Origin of the sequence: Salibacterium salarium, from assembly GCF_030813635.1 — a bacterium.
Lineage (GTDB): Bacteria > Bacillota > Bacilli > Bacillales > Marinococcaceae > Salibacterium > Salibacterium salarium.
In genome coordinates this window covers 117,248-136,313 of the sequence record NZ_JAUSUM010000004.1, presented here as the reverse complement: position 1 = coordinate 136,313, position 19,066 = coordinate 117,248, and the positions used below count along the sequence as shown (strand labels likewise).

Sequence of the window (19,066 nt, the reverse complement as noted above, 5' to 3'; positions counted from 1 at the left end):
ATTTTCATCTTATATTAGTAACCCGTTATTTCATTATGGACAATAGAATTCTCTGGGGCTTACATCGGAAATTGCAGATCTCTATTTATCAACAAATTCAGCTGATATTTTTTCCTGGGGAGGTCTGAAAAGCAACCATGTTCTAATGAATGACCGCGTTCCTCTACCCATCAGCGAATCAAGCATTTTTCTTTTTTAGAGATGGCGTTAAATACCCGCCCATTAGTGGAACGGCCGTGTACTCTTCACAATCTTAATATTATTCTTTATCACTAGCTAAACTAATTATCTGTTCAAAATTTTCTTGTGATTGTTTAATTTCATTATTCAAATGATCTATTATATCGCTAGCAACCTCAGAATATAAATTATTCTTTTCGCACCTTAACTGAAATTCAATCAACTTTTTTTCAGAAATAATATACTCAAAAACTCTATCGTAAAATTTTTTGATATCATTAATATTTTCATCACTTAAACTTATCTTTATTTTATCTAAATCTTCAACAATAAAATTCACTTCCTCATTTCTCTGGTCTTCTAATTCTTCGACGTCTACATTCATTGTTACTGTTCCTAATTCCATATTAGGTTCACTAGACTTCATATATATTCCTCCTTTTTCCAAACATTTCTTCGCTGCCTTCTAAATGTACTAAAGCTTTTTCCTTCCAAACCAATTCATCACCTTCTTCTATACCAGTAAGCTTGTTCGTATATAGGTTCCCCAGATAATATATATTAGATGAATTAACTTTATAATCGCAGTATATGGTTTGACTAGGTAATGTGTTTATAGCGATATTAGAATTGTGAGTTGAAACAATGATAATTTTTCCTTTATCCCTTTGCTCTTTAAGTTTAGGAATGATGTAATCTGTTATATATTTTTGACCTAATCCTCGTTCTATTTCATCGAACAAATAACAATCATAATTATCATCTTCTAACAGACTGCTTATTGTAAGGATCGCTTTTTCGCCTTCGGAGGGCTCATAGTTATCATAGTCTTTAATTCTAACTACACTGTTTTTCTTTATGATTTCATTGGAAAAAGACTCTGGAGTAGTCATTTTTTCATCAAAATCAAAGTATTCATTAATGTTTTTAAAATATTGGGTTTTAAAGTCGTAGATTTTCTTTAGTACTTCTCTATTTGGTATGATTTTATTTCTGTCAAATAATTTTCTTTCATTATAGCTTTCATCTGGTTTTAGAACTTCTATACTTGTTACTAAATATGCATCTCCTTTATTCGGTATGTATCCAAGTTTATGATCTTTTTTATCTTTTATTTCTCTTAAATTCTTCTTTATATCATTGTTGACCTCTACTCGCTTTAATCTCTTTGAAATTAGAGTAGCGAAACCGACATTGTTTGGCTTCGACACTTTACCAGTCTTCTTTTGTATCGAATTTTTTAGGGTGGACAAAAATGAATCAATATTGTTATTTACGAATATTTCTTTGTAGTCATCAATTGCAGATTTAATAAGATCATCTTTTAAATTTTTCAGCTGTTTGTCGAGAAAATATTTTCCTTCCTGTTCTTCTCCTCGGACCTGCTCATTAATCTCTCTTACATCTTCAATTTTTGAAAGATTATTTTCCAGGGTTGTTGAAATTGACTCAAAGGTATCAATGTTATTATTGCTAAATTTCGCATTGGCTTTTTTTATTTTTCCCGCTTTTTTATTAGCATTGTCATTGGTATGATATTTTTTCATTTGCGTCACAAAATTTGGAGGGAGCTCCTCGCTATAATTAATTATAAAATTAAAATTACTATTTATATCCTCTAAAATACTTTCGTTTATTACTACAGAACTTTTGAAGTTCTCCAAAATCTTAGCGTATTGATTATTATATTCCTTTCCTTCATGTAAAAAAGCACTTATCCCTTGGTTTTTTAAATGTGGAAATATATAGTCTCTCAATAGAATTGTTTTGCCGGAACCTTTTTCTCCAAAAATAACATTCATATCCTCATAAATTTCAATATCATTATTAAGTGCCTTTTCATTTACTTTTACAGGTATTGAATGTCTTTTTGTTTCTTGTAAATAATTATTAATAAAAACAGGAGTGTCTACGGCTAGTTCATAAAATCTTTTAAATGAACTTATTCTGAATTTAATGTCAGGTATCTGTGAATCGTCGTACTTACTCCAGTCCTTAACATCACTTCCTATTAAAGACAATTCGTTATGTGCATTTATAACTCCCATCGTTTGTAATTTACCTGCTTCCAAAATAATTAAATAATTTTCAAGGTCACTTGATAATTTATCTTTGGCTTTTACATTTAACGATCGTTCCTTGTCTTTATCAAGAAAATGAGGAATTACTATAATGTCTTCTGGATTGAAACTTTGAATTTTTTGTATAAAGTCATTATATTCAATATAGTAGGCTTCATAATTTCTATCGGGATCGTTATCAAACGTTTCATAGAACTTATCCTTTTTTTGTGGTTCACAAATTACGATTATGTGATATTGTTCATCTATATATTTTACATCTAATTCAATACCAGGAAATACTACTAACTCAGGGTCTTCGTCGATAATTTCCTCATAAGCTCTTATATCAAAATGATTATGATTAGTAATTGCACATATCCCTACATCATTTTTTCTCATCTTGTTTATAAAATCACTTGTTCCAATAACCCTTTTAGATCCATCACCTTTTTTACAATTTTTTGTATGTAAATGTAAATCTATTTTCACGTTTATACTCCTTTCTTAAAAATCTGATTGCATTTGTTTTATTCACCCTATATTCCATAAAAGAATTGAGTGCAATAATAGTTTTTTAGGTATCCAGAATTTTCGAGACCAGCACATCCTGGTCCACATGATGCATAAAATCCTTCTTTCTGGCTTCGTAGACGATCATACTTTCCTCTCCAATACCGTGCGGATAAGTCTAAGATCATGGTTATTTATGTTTATATGCATCCATTTTAACACATCCTTCCATAGATGGAAGAGTAATAACGGAGAAATTTATCGAAAATTGGAATATCTCTGACGGTATGTGATATTTTCTTTTATAATGGAAATACAGGAGGGATCAAGCATGAGCATGGATTGTTGCACACGTTTTCAACACATGAACCTATTCGGGAAGGCGGTCTGGGGGATATTTCTTCTTCTAATCACCAGCGTTGTCTGGTACTTTGGACTGCCGCTCCTTCTTCCGGGAAACCTCGGCTATGTGCTAGTTTGGTTCACCCCCTATCTTCTTGGCGGATTGTTATTCGGCCTGCTCTTGTTTGGATTGGCTCTGGGTGTGGTAAAGATGTCGGAGTGGTGGAACAGGTGAAGAACCCGCTGCAATCGAAGTTTCTACCAAAAAAGCAAGAACTTCTGCGAATGCATTATCCCGGAATAATGAACTGTTAATCAACAGCAGATGGCCAGAAAGGCTGTGTACCAGGGATAAGCTGGAGCTTCCATTGCGATTTTTGTCGTAATGATTGTTGTTACGTCGACTCATCGCTTATTTATGGCTGGTTTTTCTGTCATGTGTTTCAATGTTTATAGAAATAAAGTCAGTTTATGAACTGGAATGGATGGTTTGATATGAGATTGCTGGGTACTATTTTAGAGAAAATAGGCTTAGTTTTGTTTATTATTTATAACATCATTTTTTTGGCTCAAGGCACGCCTAATGATTTTCCTACGCACTTTTTATGGGTAATAGCAGGGATTGTTATTTTAGGTTTATTAATTAAGTTTATTGATTATATAACGAAAAAGGTTAAAAATAATTAACACTCATTATTTTTGAAAGTTTTTTGATTGTCCTTCTATAATGGACCCATAGATGAATTCCCTTATAGTGATTCTGAAAACCGAAGCGGAATAAGAAATACTAGTTATTTTTTATTTAATGCCTCGTATACACCCCAAGCGAAAAAAACAATACCAAGCGCAAGAGCAATGATAGTAACCACCATTAAACTGTTTGGGATGAAAGACATTGCTCTAGCAAACTCTTTATCGTTCCAAGATGTTGCACCAATGCCCCCTATCGCTCCAGCAATAAATCGGGTGGCATAGAGTATCGTGGCCATTAGTAAAAAGGAAAGTCCTGTTCTTGTTTTGTTCATGCTATTGTTCTCCTATGATTTTAGTTATTTATAATTCTAGTGCACGGTATTGACGTTCCAGGATGATAATATATTCTCCATCCTGATACGATTTACTTGTGATTCTGTATAAAAATCTACCATTAAACAAAAATATTACTGGTCGAATGGTAACATATTTATTTTCCTTATTATACCTATAAATAGAAAATTCTATCAATGTGGAACATTATAAATTTTGTTTGTTATTTAATAACTTTTCCACTTTCTTTTCTAATTCCTCAATTCTGGATTCCTGTTTCATAAAAACAGTAATAAACACCGACAATACGAATGCAATAAGAGTAACAACAGCCCAAACATTATCTAGAATAAGAGCCGCAAAGAAAAAATTCTTTCAATTTGAATCCTCCACAATTTTTGGTTCTTAAGATTTAATTAACCTTTTCTTACTACGCAATATAGACCTTACATGCCAAAAGGATCCTTATTAGATGAATGCGCCCGTTAGCTTAATAGTACCATCAGCCTCTTTCAAACTTGATATTTCTGCATATAGATATGGCAAAATATAAAGAGAATAAAGTAAAGGTTACATATTTAGAGGCATCATAATAAACTAAATCATCCCCCATGAAAAAACAATAAGAAATAAAACCAACGTGAAGTATTCCAGCTAGAAGATATATCTTTTCCAAAAATTTTAGAATTACCATAGTAGCCCCCAATAGTGGCAGTATACTTAAAAATAATAAAACAAAGGAGAAACGGTCATGGATATTACGATCAGGCAGGAGACCCCTGCAGACTACCGCGCGACGGAGGCGCTTGTGAACCGGGCGTTTGGGGATGAGACCTACAGCGATCCGACGGAGCACGTGCTCGTTGAGAACCTGCGGGACTCCGACGCGTTCATTCCGGAACTGTCGCTGGTGGCATTGGACAGCGGGGAACATATCATCGGCCATATTCTGTTGTCCCGGATCACGATTGAGGATGACAGAGCCGCTGTAGAGTCGCTCGCGCTTGCGCCTGTGTCGGTGGCGCCGGAACACCAGAATCAGGGAATCGGCACGCAGTTGATGCATACCGCGTTACATCGGGCAACCGAACTTGGACATTCCTCCGTTATTGTACTGGGGCATCCGGAGTACTATGCCAAGTTCGGCTTTGAGCCGGCGGACCGCTGGGATATCTCCGCTCCTTTTGACGTGCCGGAAGAATCCTTTATGGCGTTGGAGTTAACTGAGCATGCGCTGCTCGAGGTGCAGGGTATCGTGCAGTATTCCCGGCCATTTTTAGAGGAATGAAAAGAAGCGGGTAGTCGGGCTGATAAATCGGCGATGCGTTGTAGATATCGGCGTTTTTCTCCATATATCGGCGATTTGGCACGAAATATCGGCGAATGTTTCAGGATAGATATTTTAAAGTTCCGGATGCAGCATGACATAGATTCCGAACAGAACGAAAGAAATCCCCATTACCAAAGTGAACCCTTTGAGGAATCCGACCGGGAATTTGTGCAGCACCTTGAAAAGAAGCTCCCATTCCAGAAAACCGCTCACGTTTACGACCCCTTTGTCTTTGCCAACGGCTGCTGTCTTTATCTGAGAGAGCGAAGCGTAAAGGACGGTTAATCCCCATAGTACAAGCAGCGCCCCTATAAATACGTTCACTCGTATCCCACCTTTCTGAGCCTAAAATGAGACAGATTTGTTACAACAACGAACTTATCTAATATATTCCATACCTTGAACTTATTGTAACATTTAAACCGTTTATGTCCATTTAAATCATAACTTTTTTACTCGGTTCCAGGCGTCATACCGCCGTCGACAACAATATCTGTTCCCGGGCAGTAGGAATGAATAAGAACTTTGGACGATGCCTTTCCCCCTGATAGAAGGCAGAGCTTCCTGATAAATGCCGTGCAGTTTAAATCGGCGTTTCCTGCCTGGATATCGGCGTTTTTTCGTATATATCGGCGGTATAAGGGAATATATCAGCGCTTTTGATGCTGATATCGGCGAAACTTTGATTTTATCGGCGACTCCGCTTCCCTTTTTCTCAGCAACACCTCGATCAGAACCTGCACCAAATCAAACACCAGTCCCACAGCAGCGCCGAGTAGTGTTCCCATTCCCACCGGTCCGTGGACTAAAACCATCATATAATATACAACATGGCGGAGGTTGTATGCCTCCACCCTGCTTGTATTCCGGACGATGATACCTGCTATTAAAAACAGATGGGAGGAACATCGAATTTTCCCAAATTTCTTTTTTAATACAGGGCCGGGATATCTTCGACGCCTTCGATCATATCGGTAATCGCCGCATAAATATTAGGAGGATATTCTGCGATACGGTGGACCAGATATAAGTACCATTCCTGCCCATAGGTTAAGTACACGCGGACCGGGACGCCCTTTTCTTTCAGCCGCCGGCACACATCCGGCCGGATCCCGTAAAGCAGTTCCGCTTCGACATACGAGTGCTCGAAACAACCACGCTTCATCAATTGCTGATAGATGGTTTCATCGTGAGAAGCAACAGAAACAGGAAAGTCAGCTTGGATGCATAACTGCACCAATTCCATAAAACGTTCGTCCAATGTTTCAGAACGGGGGATATGCAGCTCTTCCGGCTCCTGATAGGCTCCTTTCACAAGCCGAACAGCACCGGGATATGTAAGCAGCTCTTGAAGATCGTCAAGCGTTCGATGCAGCTGTGCTTGAAGCGTAACACCTATATGTTCATACTGGGTAACGGCTTTTTTATACACCTCTAAAATATCATCTGTTTTTCCTGATTCCTCCATGCTTATCATGAGAGAAAGATCATATCTCTCTGCTTCAGCTGCCATTTCCAGCAGGTGCTCAAGCGCCAGTTCCGGGTCTACCGACAAACCAATGTGAGATAAGTCAAACGAAATTCGGGAGCGCAGATTCTGGTGGCCGCACGCCTGCATCATAGTCACAAACTCGTCCTTCGCCTGTCTGCAGGCTTCCCGCTCCATCGTATTTTCCCCAATGAACTCCAACGAAATATCGTAACCTTTTTCGCTTAGCTGTGCTCCGACAGCAATCCCTTCTTCTCTCGTTTCTCCTGTAACAAAACGCTTCGCCGAGCGTTGAAACAATGGATAGAGATCTTTTGAATTTTGTACATACTCTTTGATGTCTAAATTACGCGCGACAGATTTCAGGGCATTTTCAAATCGTTTTTCCGCATAAGATAGTTCCATGTGTTCACCTCATGTTAAAAAATAACTTTCATTTTCTATTATATCGTTATTTTTCCTGCTATCTATTTTGAAGTCGGAAACAAAAGAGAATGTGACACCCGCCTAGCACCATGGCATTGACCTGCATTTGGTTTATGATACCATAAACGTAAGGAAATTCCGTCGAAATGTATCAGTGCTGTTTACTAAAGGAGGATAACGATGACCGTTACAATGTGGTTTATTTATATCGTGATGGGGTTAACCATATTAGCTGCCCATTGGATTTACCACACCATAGCGAAGGTGAAAAATGAGGAATACGGAAAGGTCGATTCCGGAAAAGCTATCATTTATTACCGGTTGAGTTACCGGAGAAGAATGCACCGGTCATTATGGACCCTGCCGTTTGGAATAGTTATCCTGGTGGGATTATACTTCGTCCCCGGCATGACAATGAACGCCATCCTCTCTCTCACCGCTATTTTTGTCATTTGCTCCATCATCGAAATCGGGTACACCTATATCAAATGGAAAAAGACAAGTACCGCATCAGAGCAGTAGAAAACCAGGAAAACAGGAGGCCGCGCCTTGGAGTATATAGGAAATGCCATTATCGTACTTGGTTCCGTTATCATCATCACCGGTGTCTTGAGGAAACTCGCAGATATCATCGGAAACCATTTGAATTTCTATAGTCTGCTGCAGCGGGTATGGACTTGGTTCCGGGCTCAAAAAAATAATCGTTGAAAAAGAGGATGGCTGCGTGCCGTCTTCTTTTTTTATTTTATATAAGCCGGATCCCTTACCGGTCCACTATTCTTTTTTCTGTATCTTATGGATATTTCTGTTACAATCGAGGGGGATTTCATCGAAGGAGGTGCACAGCAATGAGTCTTATTCCGTTTATAAGTCTCTGGGTCATTATTTTCTTTCTTGTTTTATATGTAGTCATGAAAGCCGCAGTGAGACATGGAATCGACAGTTCTCATACATACCAGCTCATACAAAAGTATATAGAGCCCAACATACCGGAAAAAGCAGAAAGAGGACCTGTTGATCAAGAAACGTTCAACCGGATTTACGAGACTTTAAACGAACAGAATTTTTTGCTGCAGGAAATTATTAAGACACCGTTCGACAACATTTACTTCGTCAAAACCAAAGAGGAGCACTTCTTCGTCCAAGTCGGAGAAGGCGTGACGCTGATCGATCAGGAAGATGTGAAAGACGAATGGAAACAATGGATGGAGCGTCTGTAATGAAAACCGTATGGAAAATAATAATTTGTATCACCGGAATCTATTGCCTCGGACACATTCTTTTTGGATTCGACACAAATCAAACGATTGCCGTATCAGGATATGATACAGGAATAACAATCAGCCTGCTGACCAGGATCACAAGAGCGGTTTTCTTTGGAAGTTTATTTATTTATTTAAGAAAATACACGACCTCTACATCGAAATAATTTTTTCTTCTTCCAAAAAGGACGATCCAGTGAGTCAACAAGTTTTTCTAAAATCCCATTCTCTACCCACATATCCGAGTTGTAAATATTGCATTATAAAGGATTATTCATTTTAAGTGTCATGATGATAATGCTGATAGGTTTGTGCAGCAACTTGAAGAGAAACTCCCATTCAATAAAACCGCTCACGCCTACAATACCTTCATCTTTTTCAGTCGTTGTCTTCCCCTTGTATAAAGAAACGTAGAGCAAGATCACTCCCCACAGCACAAGCAGCAGACCTATCAATAAGCTTATTCCATTTCCTGCCTTTCCACTCCTAAATTACAGGTGTGTATGAACGTTAATTACACGTCCCTGCTTGAATCAACCTTTACATGGATTGCTCCATTACTCATAGACCGATTTTATGGTCTATGATAACATAGAAGTAAATAATTCCCATTTCTCTTTATCACGAAAAAACGAAGTCACTTACGTTTTACACCACGTTGCAGCAGTTGTGGTACCGGATCAAAAAAATATATAAGAGCTGAGAAATCAGCTGCTACATAGATATCGGCGATTTTTCCGTTATATCGGCGGGTCCGAGCAAGAAATCGGCGCTTTTGCTGCGGATATCGGCGGAAAATTGATTTTATCGGCGATATCCGCGGGTCAGACCACCAGCGAACCACGGAAACCTCTGGCCGCATAGTAGGATTCTGCTCCATTGTGATACACGAAGACGTGGCCAAAGCGATAATCACAAAACAGGGCACCACCACGTTCTCTAATATCAGCAGGGGTCTGCACCCAGCTCGATCTTACACAAACTATCTTTCGCTATCGGAATTTATATATAGGGAATTTTTATTAAACGAACGGGCGCCATTCCGGAATAAGAATTGTCTCCTCTTCTTTTGAGGATGGGCAATTTTCGTAATAGGAGATGTTAAAATTTTAATGGTTAAAGGAGACATTGAAAATGCCGTGGTCAGATATAAGCTCATTAATTATAATACTCGTACTTCTAGGTTGGTGTTTTAGTTTAATGCGTAAAAACGATGCTTTAAAAAGAGAAAACATCAAACTATTAGAGGGAACGGGGAAATATGAAGATATAAAAAGCGAAGCAAAAGAAATATTGAGCACATCAACAGAGGTGAAAACCGTTAAATCAGTAAGAGAGAAGCATGGCTTGTCTTTGTTAGATGCGAAAAAAATCGTGGACTCAGTGAAATAATGTTAATCTTCAGGAAACGCGCGCTAAGGTTGTTGAATATCGTTAGGAGGCTTAAGGTGAGAAGTTGGATTTTTCATTGCCTCAATATAGTCATTTTAGTTATTATTGTTCCGTTTAATCTATTTGCTTAGTTCGGAAATGCAATGAGTGCTGTTTCATACCCTGGCATTAATTTTCGATTATAACTTCTTTTGTTTGGTGGGGAATTTTTTACTTTATTCAGTTTCGAAAGAAAACGAACACTTGGAGATTTATTTGGCTTTTAATTTCTGTAATTGTTTTATGGTATTGGATGTTTGGTGGCGGGGACTCATTCTGGAATCAGATTAAGTTTTAATATAAATTCCTTATAAACTGTACTTAAGAAAGTAGCCACTAACAACAAGACTATTCCATAAAAGGGTGCGATTCTGAAATAGTGAATTGCGCTCTTTCTTTATCTATCGGGCAAACTGTTTAATACTGAAATGTTGGAAATCGCGCTGAAATGATATGATACTGAATAAATTCCAGTTGAAAGGAGCTTTATTATGAAATTCTATATCGTTGATGTTTTTGCAGAAAGCAAATACCAAGGAAACCAATTGGCAGTTTTAATTCCTGAAGGATATATAGGACAAGAGGAAATGCAAAACATTGCAAAGGAAATAAATTTTTCTGAAACTACCTTTATCATGTCAGGGCTACAAACGAATGGAGGATATGATGTAAAGATTTTCACCCCTGATTCAGAAATACCATTTGCAGGCCATCCTACCATTGGCACTGCTTACGTCATTCAACGTTTTATAGAAAAAGATAAGAATAGTGAAATTAAACTGAATCTTAAAGTTGGACAAGTTCCGGTAGATTTTAAAGACCAAAATGTATGGATGACACAGAATCAGCCAACTTTTGGTACAAAAATAGATGTCGATACTATTGCAAAAACACTTCAAATTAATACAGAGGATATCAATGCTGAGTATCCAGTTCAAACAGTTTCGACAGGATTACCGAGTATAATTGTTAATTTAAAAACTTTGGATGCTGTTAATAGGTGTAAAGTGGCACATCAGTTTTATGATGAAATACTGGAGGAAGTAGGAAATGCCAATCTCCTTGTTTACACTGACGAAACCGTGAACAAAAAAAATGATTTACATGCAAGAGTTTTTATGTTCACTTCAGGACATTTAGAAGATCCCGCAACTGGAAGTGCCAATGGTAATTTAGCAGGCTATTTGCTGAAATATAACTTTTTTAATAGTAGTGAAGTAAACTATACTGTTGAACAAGGATATCCAACCGGCAGACAATCGTTACTTAATGTAATTGCTCAAAAGACGAATGACCAATTTCTGATACAAGTAGGAGGAGGTATTTTTGTACCTGCGGAAGGAAATTGGCTATAAACTACTATTCTATGGAATAGCGCCAGATAACGGAATACAAGGTTAAATACTTACAGGGGGGACCATTTTGAAGATAATCGAGACGGACCGATTGTACCTGAGGGAGTTCGTAATGCATGATAAACACGAATTATCGAAGGTTCTTTCCGATCCGGAATCCATGCAATATTATCCTCATCCTTTTAACGAAGAAGAGGTTAAAAATTGGATCAAATGGAATATAGAAAATTATAAGCGAGATAAACATGGACTGTGGGCAGTTATATTAAAAGAAGGGGATACCTTTATTGGCGATTGCGGAATAACAATGCAGAACATCGATGACGAGAAGTTACCGGAAATCGGTTTTCACGTTATTAAAGAATATTGGAATAAAGGATATGCAACAGAAGCTGCCCTTGCTTGTAGGGAATATGCATTGAATGTTTTAGGCTATTCCAAAATATTTTCTTATACGACCTTAAGAAATATCCCCTCACAAAAAGTTGCAGAAAAAATCGGAATGAAGACTTATAAGTTTTTTGAGAAGAATGGTGAACAACAAATTGTTCAAGTTATATATAACAATGAAGGATAATAAAAAGTAGTGCCACAGTTGGCTGTTATTCTAGAAAAGAGCACCTATCCGGAATAAGGATTAACGTCCTATCATGCGAAAATGGGCAATCTAATGGAATAACGCATTGTTCAAATAAAAGAGATAGGTGAGCGACCAAGATAATGATTAAGTATGCTAAGATATGAATATTTACATAAAATGGGGGCATTAAAAGTGAAAAAAATTCTAATACCAATGATGATTTTATTTACAACAGCATTACTGCTTGTGGCGTGCAGTAATGATGATAACCAAAACGGAAGTAGTGATAAAACAAATTCTTCAGAGAACACCTCAGCTTCCCAACCTGAAAAAAATGACGATGCAGAAGAAAGCAGTCAAACAGACAAGAAAGAAAATAAATCGGAGTCCACATCAGAGTCAGAAGATCCAGAGACTGATGATTCGAACGAAACATTTTCAAAAGAAAACAAAGATTCAAAGAATCAATCTAACAGCAAAGAGAATAAAGGATTGTCCGAATATTCTTCTAACGAAATCGAATACGCTCGTGTTTGGTTGGAGCTTGGTCCGAATCAAGATATAGATGAGTTGTATGTTCGACATATTTCCGCAGGCGAACCACTCCATCCTGACGACGAAACGAGTGCTAATTATCCAGAAGACGTTGTCCAGTTATCAGGTCCACGCTTAGTAGATGGATCAGTGACTTATAGTAGTAATGGGGATGGTACGATAAATGTATACAATGTTCCTTTACGTTGGGATGGCAAGAATCCTGCTGGTGAAGACTTCTATAAAGATATTATTAAGAATACAAAGACAGCGTCCATTGATCCAAGTGACGATCAAAAGGTCATAAAGTTAATCAAATTGCTTAATATTGATCATTATGCAATCAGACGCGATTTCCTACAAACCTTTTATAAAAGAACACTTTAATTGAATATATTAAAAGCGTATTTTGATCAACCTTTTTTCAAAATACGCTTTTTCTTTTTATTTGTTTATCAGGGTTAGTAGCATCCATTTGATCAAACTGTTTTACCATCCAACTACACACACATACACATTTATACAAGTCAGAGGTCCGCTATAAGATCGCGAAGCTCGGCAGCATCACAAAGAAACTGCGTCGGGTCGTCGTTCTGGACAAATTCAAGCATGGCAAAGCGAGACTTGTCGTCAGGAATGTGCCGGAGATACGCTTTCCATTCCTCCCTTCCCTCCTGTAGCGGATACCTTGTCGTGCCCCGCCAGAAAAAGACATGGACATGCTTAATCCACGGCTTCACCGTTTCAATCGACGACAATCTCTCTTCCATAGACAGACCGACGGCAGGCTGCCAGTATAGCTGGACGTTGGGGTGATCGATTTCTTCCATCAACTGACGTGCGCTTTCCGCTGTATCGGTAAGCGTGCCCCCGTGATATTCGAGATGGATGCCTACCCCTTTTGACTGCGCGTGAGTAGCGGCATCCTGAATATCTCGGACGACCTGCTTCCGCTCCTCCGGTCCCACATCCTCTGAGCCTTTAACTCCTGCCCATATGCGAATAGACGGGGCGTCCAATTCTTCGGCTGTTTCGAGAACCGCCGGAAATGGGGTGGCGTGATGTTCTGCCCCAGCTTTGTAGTATGATCCGTAAGAGGATACCCCCAGTCCGGCCTCCTTTGTCATTTGCGCAGTATATCTGGCTTGTGCTGTGTCTCCCGGAGGTACGTGTACATCTCCCGCCCATTCAATGCTGTGAAGGTCTGCCTCTGACGCCAATTTTATTATTTCATCTATCGTTTTCCCACGGAATGTTACAGAACACATTCCTATCTTCCACATGACGCTCCCTCCTTAGCTTGGATTGCTTCCTAATATAGATTCCACTCGAACCGTTGTCTGTCCACTATAAACCACGTCATATGATTCATCTGAGGTGCGAATCATCTTCGGTATAGTACTAGGCGTTTGACTACCGGCATACACGGCGGTGCCGTACCACACTGGGCCTTCTTCCGCTGTAATCCGGGAGGTAACGGTGGGCAGAACAGCTGGGCTGGCAAAGAGTAGATTCGTATTTGGATCGGTTTTTCCCAATTCCAGACGGCGGATTCCGCCTAAATCCGCAATTATGCTTATACCCGCAGGCAGTTCAGTGGAAAGCACGTTATCTGCTGGCGTTTCTATGTTCGGCTGAATATCCGGAAGCGGGATAAGGCCGTCCTGTTCGAGCGGCAGGGAAAAGCCACCTTCTCTGGCATCCAGCGTACGCCGGGAATGAACCCGGTGGATCCGCACTTGCCACGGCCATGCCGGCAGCAGCCATGTTTCCACATCGACATCCCGCCACGGTTTCCAGTGCGAATACAGCACACCGTCCTGCCACTCGGTCAACAGAGACCGGCGCCTTCCCCGGTAATAGCCGTCTTCTTCACTGAAGGCTAGCATCGAATCAAAGGCTCCCTGTTCTGGTCCGAACACTCCTTTTGCAACGTGAAAACCGTACGAAGTGGAATACGCAAACTTAGCGTACTTGCTGTCATTATGGGCGTGTTCTGTTGTCGAGTATTGCCCGGAGACGAGGCTGGAAACGTGATTCCCCTCTCTCATAATCGTCATTCGGGGCACAGTCAGCTTCTTCACACGATCCAGCGACGGCATCGGCTTTTCTGGAGCCTGCCAGAACTCGTGCTCCTCTGGCAGCGCAAGAATAAGAAATGTTTTCAGTGCCCAGTAAGGGGACCCCGGAGAATTATAGTTTTCTGCCATGATAAGATTCGGATACGTATACCCTACCGTTAACAGTCCGTCCCCCGAGAAGATCGGCTGCTTCATCCACCAGCGCATATGCCTCAGAATAAGTCCCTTCGCAACGCCGGTATCGATCTCCGGCAGTTCCGCGAATACGCAGGCACTCCAGAACGACACCTGCGCAAAGCGGTACGTCAAGCTGCGCCCGAACGGGAGGGCAGAACCGTCGTCGGAAAACCAGTATATAAAATCCTCCGCAAAACGGGATGCCCTTTGTTTATAAAGCTCCGCCCGTTCAGGATCTTTATCTTTCTGACATGCCGCATATAACAGGCCGTAAAAGTGAAAACCAAACGAAATATAGTAATCCCACTGCTCCACTGGTCCGTCTGCGTACCAGCCGTCCCCTTGATAATAGGACTCTATCAACTCAAACGACTCCTGCTGTTTTTCTTCATTAACTGGAAGATCTACAGTATCAAAGCCTGTATTCACGAGGATGCGGAAAAACTGCCAGTTGTTTTCCACGACATCGTATTGATTGATTTGATCAAGCCATTGATAGAGGTTATGTTGTTCGGTTTCATTGAGCGGTTGCCATATCTTATCCGGAATAAGAGCAAGTGCCAGGCCGAATGCTGCCATTTCCACCATCCGCTGATCAATTCCGTGAATCCATCCCCAAAATTCAGGGTGGTCCGGATTTGTTCCATTTTTTATCCCTTCCAAATGATGCTCCCAGCGCCCGGTAAACTCTCCTCCGGCCACGGCCGGGACGATCCCCCACAGCACGCGAGAGAACGCTTCCATTTCTGCGATACCGGAGCCGAAATGAGCGCTTGTTTGTCCGAGGTTGAGTCTCGCTCTCCCTTCACTGTAGTATGATTCGAGCGGCTGCAATAAGTCCTCCAACAGGAGCGCCATATCCTTTCGTGACTGCAACTTGTTATGCTTCATATCCTTCACCTCACCTGTCTTTGCGATATTGTTTAGGGGAGCACCCGCTAAATTTTTTGAACAGTTTTGTAAAATAGCTCGTGTTGTCATATCCGATGGATAACGCAATGTCATCCACCGTGTGATTGGTATGGAGAAGGTCGTGTGCCGCCTGCTCCATCTTCTTGTTCGTCGTGTACTCGACAAACGTTTCTCCTGTTTCTTGCTTGAACAGGCGGCTGAAGTGGCTTGGATTAAGATGAAGATGATTGGCCGCACCCTCCATCGTGATTTTCTGGTCAAGATGAGTGTCTACATATTTTTTCGCATCCCATATTTCTCGTCGATCCGAGCTTTCACGAATGTTGGCGGCCTGAATTATTTTCTGCCGAATATAATTCCGAAGGTAAGAATCTAGTTCTATCATGTGACGCAATATATAAATTTCACTGTACAGAACAGACGAAGACTTATCGCTGTAGTGCTGCAGAGACTGATACTTTAATTCAATATCCGTAAGAATTTTATGAATCCAACTTTTAATCTGTTCCGGGTGGTAAGCCTGCTGCTTTATATACTCCATCCACGACTGTACCCATTGTTCGGCCGCTTTCTCATCTTCTTGCGCAATCATTTTCTTTACATCGTGTAGGGCTGTGGTGTAATGTATGAAAATATCATTTTCCCCGTCGTTTAAGCGCAACTGATCCGGAGTATAAATTCCAGGTTCGGTGATATAAAACCATGCTTCCTCCCCTCCTTTTATTTGCTGCAGTGAGGACCGCAGGGTTTCCCAATTTCCGACCTGTTTCCCCAGTACAAAAACAAGTGATTCCCCCATCTCCCGTTCCACATACCGCTGTATTCTTGTTAATTCCATGGATATTTGCTCTATCGTGATTTTACGATTACAAGGAAAAAACCAGTACATCTTGTCAGGGGAGCATAAAATGTAATCGGCTGTTTCCCATTCTTTCACGATTGATGTACTGATCGGTTCCAACACGGCTTCTGCTCCTGCGTTTTGATGATTGAGAAATCGGCCAAATACCGGAATATAGCTGGACGTTGTAAACGAAACAGCAAGAAGATCCGTCTTTTCGTCTGCACCGTCCATAAACGAGTGAATCCATTCTTTTTTCAATGATTTCTTCGAATGCTCTACGAAAGATTTCAACTGATGAATATGATGCCGTCCAGCCTTATGTTCTTCCAGCTTCTGCTTCATACGCTGCACCGCTTCAAGCAGCATACTAGGCTCCAGTGTTTCCTTTAAAATGTAATCTCCGACATAGAGCCTTAGTGCTTTTCTTGCATACTCAAAATCGTCATGGCACGTAATAATCAGCGATTCCATATTCGGATTGACGTCACTCAACTTCTCAATTAAATCAAGGCCGTCCATTCCCGGCATGCTGATATCGGTAATAACCATATCAGGCGTTTCCTGCTGCGCGGCAGACCACGCTTCCATCCCCGTCTCACATTTCGCCGTCACCTGCAGGCCGTGATCCTTCCATGGAACACATTGATACATGAATTCAAGCATCTTGTAATTATCTTCAGCCAGTAGTACTTTCATCGTCCGTCATCCCCCTTCGTTCTCGCGGAAAACGCATAAATATCGTCGTACTTTCATCAATCCGGCTGTCCAGATCCATATGAAAATCGTTCCCATATGTTAATTTCATTCGGTCATATACGTTTTTCAGTCCGATTCCAAACATGCTGTTTTTTTGATTCATGTAATCTCTAACGATGTCCTCTTTGTTTATAAACAGCGCCCGTTTGATTCCTGCCAGTTTTTCCGGTTCCAGTCCTTTTCCATTATCTTTCACCTCGATACAGAGCATGGTTCCTTCTGTCCATGCCCGAATCAGAATATGGCCAGGTGTGGTTGGAAGACCATGATAGCACGCATTCTCAATAACAGGCTGTAGAATAAACTGCGGAACTCTTTCTGCTGCCGCTTCTTCTTCCAAGTCATGTTCGAGTTCAACCGGGTGCTTTCTCATCGTGTTAATCAGATTTACATATTCTTCTAATTGATTCGACTCTTCTTCCAGTGTCACCCACTCTGATCCGCGGTAAATTGCGCGCAGCAGTGTTCCGAGCGACGTAATTAATTTTGCGTTTTCGGTATTTCCGTCCTGCAGGATTTGAATGCGGATCGTGTTTAATATATTAAATAGAAAATGAGGCTGAATTTTGGATTGCAGTACTTCCATTTCCGCTTTCCGCTTCATCGCCTGCTCGGTTTTTGTCTGCTGGATGGTTTCCTGGATGCGGTCCAGCATATGGTCAAACGAAGTCGACAGTCTTCCGATTTCATCGTTTCGCTGCAATTCGTTGCGCATGTCCAGATGGCCCTGCTCTACTTTTTCCGCAGTGTATACGAGGTGCTGGATCGGCCGGAAAAAGCGGTGGATCACAAACAGCATAATCAGGATAAACACCAGGAAAGCCCCTGTCTGTATAAAGAAATTCTGCTGATAGGCCCGGTCGAGACTGCTTGCGGCCTGCTGGTACGGCACGTAACTGACAAGACTCCAGTCACGCTGCTCGAGTCCCTGCCTGACGAGCACGTGGTCTTTCCCTTCTTCCATAGATGTGATGAAAGTTTCCTCCCCTTCGTGCTCTTGATCTCTGTAAGGAAATTCCTGACCCGGAACGTAGTCTTCGTTTCCGTACAACACTCTTCCTTCACGGTCCAGCAGTATATTACGACGTCCCACATCTTCATCTGCCAACAGCGCCCGGTCCAGCTCGGTCCGACTGATGCGCGCGAATAAATAAGCCGTGGTCTCGCCGTTGTAGTCCGTCAACCGGCGCGCAAGCAGCAGCGGAGAATTCACAGAGTCTTCGGAAAACGAACTCTCTCCAAGTAGAGCAGCGGGTCCGAGCCAGCGCACCTGAAAGGACGAGAATCCCTCCATCCGGCTTTTAAAGTCTTTATACAGCGGTTTCTCCTCCGTAAAAGCCGGTTTCCAGCCCGATCCCGACATCACCTGCTGTTCATCCGCGCTCACAATCGAGAGCGACATATTATGATTTCTCGCTAACGAACCGAGGCGGTTATTGATTTCAAGAATCTGCCTCGCTCCCAGTTTTTCATTGCGGAGGCTTGAAATCATCGGCTGAATATCATTATTGAACGTGGCATCATTCATCGTCTGAATGACGTTATCCATCAAGTTGGAGACATTCGCTTCTGTCAGTTCCGACGCATTCTCTTCACTCTGAATCAGCCGCTCCCGTAAAATCTGAGAACTGGAAATGTTCAGATTAATAACACTGAATACCATCGGCAGCAGCATACAGATGACAACCCAGATGAACAGTTTCTGCTTAAATGAAAAGCTGTTGCGGAACCAACTCACGACCCTTTTCATACGGATACCCCTCTGCCT

At 40.9% G+C, this 19,066-nt stretch carries 20 protein-coding genes and 1 pseudogene; 10 read left to right on the top strand and 11 right to left on the bottom strand.

All coding sequences use genetic code 11. The annotated features are described in order from the left end of the window. Positions 1 to 259: 259 nt before the first annotated feature. Positions 260 to 607: a hypothetical protein gene (locus tag J2S78_RS14835; RefSeq protein ID WP_306899817.1), complete on the bottom strand. Its 348-nt coding sequence runs from the start codon at positions 605 to 607 to the stop codon at positions 260 to 262. Next, positions 597 to 2,732: a PHP domain-containing protein gene (locus J2S78_RS14830; protein WP_306899816.1), complete on the bottom strand. Its 2,136-nt coding sequence runs from the start codon at positions 2,730 to 2,732 to the stop codon at positions 597 to 599. Before J2S78_RS14830 ends, J2S78_RS14835 begins: the two co-directional genes overlap by 11 nt. A 363-nt stretch (positions 2,733 to 3,095) precedes the next feature. Here J2S78_RS14830 and J2S78_RS14825 point away from each other — a divergent pair, with 363 nt between their 5' ends. Beyond that, entirely contained in the window at positions 3,096 to 3,410 is a 315-nt protein-coding gene (locus J2S78_RS14825; protein WP_306899814.1) for a hypothetical protein, read from the top strand. 180 nt (positions 3,411 to 3,590) lie between these two features. After that, the gene (locus J2S78_RS14820) at positions 3,591 to 3,782 is read left to right on the top strand and encodes a hypothetical protein (protein WP_306899812.1); all 192 of its coding nucleotides are present in this window, start codon (positions 3,591 to 3,593) and stop codon (positions 3,780 to 3,782) included. 104 nt (positions 3,783 to 3,886) lie between these two features. Here J2S78_RS14820 and J2S78_RS14815 read toward each other — a convergent pair whose 3' ends face one another. Then, positions 3,887 to 4,120: a hypothetical protein gene (locus J2S78_RS14815; RefSeq protein ID WP_306899810.1), complete on the bottom strand. Its 234-nt coding sequence runs from the start codon at positions 4,118 to 4,120 to the stop codon at positions 3,887 to 3,889. Between the two features lie 752 nt (positions 4,121 to 4,872). Between J2S78_RS14815 and J2S78_RS14810 the strand changes: the two genes are divergently transcribed. Beyond that, positions 4,873 to 5,409, top strand: coding sequence for a GNAT family N-acetyltransferase (locus J2S78_RS14810; RefSeq protein ID WP_306899808.1), 537 nt, complete (start codon positions 4,873 to 4,875; stop codon positions 5,407 to 5,409). Positions 5,410 to 5,523: 114 nt separating this feature from the next. Here the strand turns inward: J2S78_RS14810 and J2S78_RS14805 are convergent, their stop codons facing one another. Continuing rightward, positions 5,524 to 5,775: a hypothetical protein gene (locus tag J2S78_RS14805; protein ID WP_125561002.1), complete on the bottom strand. Its 252-nt coding sequence runs from the start codon at positions 5,773 to 5,775 to the stop codon at positions 5,524 to 5,526. A gap of 607 nt (positions 5,776 to 6,382) precedes the next feature. Continuing rightward, positions 6,383 to 7,345, bottom strand: a complete 963-nt coding sequence (locus tag J2S78_RS14800; RefSeq protein WP_125561004.1) for a proline dehydrogenase family protein — start codon at positions 7,343 to 7,345, stop codon at positions 6,383 to 6,385. A 201-nt stretch (positions 7,346 to 7,546) separates the two neighbouring features. Between J2S78_RS14800 and J2S78_RS14795 the strand changes: the two genes are divergently transcribed. The 3 genes from J2S78_RS14795 to J2S78_RS14785 all read left to right on the top strand — a co-directional run bounded on the left by J2S78_RS14795 (position 7,547) and on the right by J2S78_RS14785 (position 8,586). Then, positions 7,547 to 7,888, top strand: a complete 342-nt coding sequence (locus J2S78_RS14795) for a hypothetical protein (protein WP_125561006.1) — start codon at positions 7,547 to 7,549, stop codon at positions 7,886 to 7,888. 27 nt (positions 7,889 to 7,915) lie between these two features. Further along, positions 7,916 to 8,074: a hypothetical protein gene (locus tag J2S78_RS14790; protein ID WP_185819851.1), complete on the top strand. Its 159-nt coding sequence runs from the start codon at positions 7,916 to 7,918 to the stop codon at positions 8,072 to 8,074. A 140-nt stretch (positions 8,075 to 8,214) separates the two neighbouring features. Then, a complete protein-coding gene (locus J2S78_RS14785) occupies positions 8,215 to 8,586 on the top strand; it encodes a hypothetical protein (RefSeq protein WP_125561008.1) in 372 nt (123 codons plus the stop codon). A gap of 302 nt (positions 8,587 to 8,888) precedes the next feature. Here the strand turns inward: J2S78_RS14785 and J2S78_RS14780 are convergent, their stop codons facing one another. Beyond that, positions 8,889 to 9,083, bottom strand: a complete 195-nt coding sequence (locus J2S78_RS14780; protein WP_125561012.1) for a hypothetical protein — start codon at positions 9,081 to 9,083, stop codon at positions 8,889 to 8,891. 369 nt (positions 9,084 to 9,452) lie between these two features. Further along, a pseudogene (locus J2S78_RS14775) lies at positions 9,453 to 9,599 on the bottom strand (DUF4256 domain-containing protein); the annotation flags it as partial. Between the two features lie 163 nt (positions 9,600 to 9,762). Between J2S78_RS14775 and J2S78_RS14770 the strand changes: the two are divergent. The 4 genes from J2S78_RS14770 to J2S78_RS14755 all read left to right on the top strand — a co-directional run bounded on the left by J2S78_RS14770 (position 9,763) and on the right by J2S78_RS14755 (position 12,915). Next, complete coding sequence (locus tag J2S78_RS14770; RefSeq protein WP_306899802.1) at positions 9,763 to 10,020, top strand: hypothetical protein; 258 nt, start codon at positions 9,763 to 9,765, stop codon at positions 10,018 to 10,020. Positions 10,021 to 10,550: 530 nt separating this feature from the next. After that, entirely contained in the window at positions 10,551 to 11,414 is an 864-nt protein-coding gene (locus J2S78_RS14765; protein WP_125558077.1) for a PhzF family phenazine biosynthesis protein, read from the top strand. Positions 11,415 to 11,481: 67 nt separating this feature from the next. Beyond that, entirely contained in the window at positions 11,482 to 11,991 is a 510-nt protein-coding gene (locus J2S78_RS14760) for a GNAT family N-acetyltransferase (RefSeq protein ID WP_306899799.1), read from the top strand. Positions 11,992 to 12,186: 195 nt separating this feature from the next. Next, a complete protein-coding gene (locus J2S78_RS14755) occupies positions 12,187 to 12,915 on the top strand; it encodes a YdeJ family lipoprotein (RefSeq protein ID WP_306899798.1) in 729 nt (242 codons plus the stop codon). Between the two features lie 140 nt (positions 12,916 to 13,055). On the opposite strand, the gene J2S78_RS14750 is transcribed toward J2S78_RS14755, so the two are convergent. The 4 genes from J2S78_RS14750 to J2S78_RS14735 are packed head-to-tail and all read right to left on the bottom strand — an operon-like array spanning position 13,056 to position 19,048. Further along, a complete protein-coding gene (locus J2S78_RS14750) occupies positions 13,056 to 13,811 on the bottom strand; it encodes a sugar phosphate isomerase/epimerase family protein (protein WP_306899796.1) in 756 nt (251 codons plus the stop codon). Positions 13,812 to 13,823: 12 nt separating this feature from the next. After that, positions 13,824 to 15,677 carry a DUF2264 domain-containing protein gene (locus J2S78_RS14745; protein WP_306899794.1) on the bottom strand — a complete coding sequence of 618 codons (1,854 nt, stop codon included), beginning with the start codon at positions 15,675 to 15,677 and terminating at the stop codon, positions 13,824 to 13,826. 10 nt (positions 15,678 to 15,687) lie between these two features. Further along, on the bottom strand, positions 15,688 to 17,238 hold the full coding sequence (locus J2S78_RS14740; protein WP_125558069.1) for a response regulator transcription factor: 1,551 nt from the start codon (positions 17,236 to 17,238) through the stop codon (positions 15,688 to 15,690). After that, entirely contained in the window at positions 17,219 to 19,048 is a 1,830-nt protein-coding gene (locus tag J2S78_RS14735) for a cache domain-containing sensor histidine kinase (protein ID WP_306899792.1), read from the bottom strand. Before J2S78_RS14735 ends, J2S78_RS14740 begins: the two co-directional genes overlap by 20 nt. Positions 19,049 to 19,066: the final 18 nt, after the last annotated feature.

Bases quoted from the DNA above. Each gene is read 5' to 3' on its own strand.
- J2S78_RS14735 (WP_306899792.1), bottom strand. From the start codon at position 19,048: ATGAAAAGGGTCGTGAGTTGGTTCCGCAACAGCTTTTCATTTAAGCAG.
- J2S78_RS14770 (WP_306899802.1), top strand. From the start codon at position 9,763: ATGCCGTGGTCAGATATAAGCTCATTAATTATAATACTCGTACTTCTA.
- J2S78_RS14815 (WP_306899810.1), bottom strand. From the start codon at position 4,120: ATGAACAAAACAAGAACAGGACTTTCCTTTTTACTAATGGCCACGATA.
- J2S78_RS14820 (WP_306899812.1), top strand. From the start codon at position 3,591: ATGAGATTGCTGGGTACTATTTTAGAGAAAATAGGCTTAGTTTTGTTT.
- J2S78_RS14745 (WP_306899794.1), bottom strand. From the start codon at position 15,677: ATGAAGCATAACAAGTTGCAGTCACGAAAGGATATGGCGCTCCTGTTG.
- J2S78_RS14740 (WP_125558069.1), bottom strand. From the start codon at position 17,238: ATGAAAGTACTACTGGCTGAAGATAATTACAAGATGCTTGAATTCATG.
- J2S78_RS14800 (WP_125561004.1), bottom strand. From the start codon at position 7,345: ATGGAACTATCTTATGCGGAAAAACGATTTGAAAATGCCCTGAAATCT.
- J2S78_RS14835 (WP_306899817.1), bottom strand. From the start codon at position 607: ATGAAGTCTAGTGAACCTAATATGGAATTAGGAACAGTAACAATGAAT.
- J2S78_RS14750 (WP_306899796.1), bottom strand. From the start codon at position 13,811: ATGTGGAAGATAGGAATGTGTTCTGTAACATTCCGTGGGAAAACGATA.
- J2S78_RS14765 (WP_125558077.1), top strand. From the start codon at position 10,551: ATGAAATTCTATATCGTTGATGTTTTTGCAGAAAGCAAATACCAAGGA.
- J2S78_RS14795 (WP_125561006.1), top strand. From the start codon at position 7,547: ATGACCGTTACAATGTGGTTTATTTATATCGTGATGGGGTTAACCATA.
- J2S78_RS14810 (WP_306899808.1), top strand. From the start codon at position 4,873: ATGGATATTACGATCAGGCAGGAGACCCCTGCAGACTACCGCGCGACG.
- J2S78_RS14785 (WP_125561008.1), top strand. From the start codon at position 8,215: ATGAGTCTTATTCCGTTTATAAGTCTCTGGGTCATTATTTTCTTTCTT.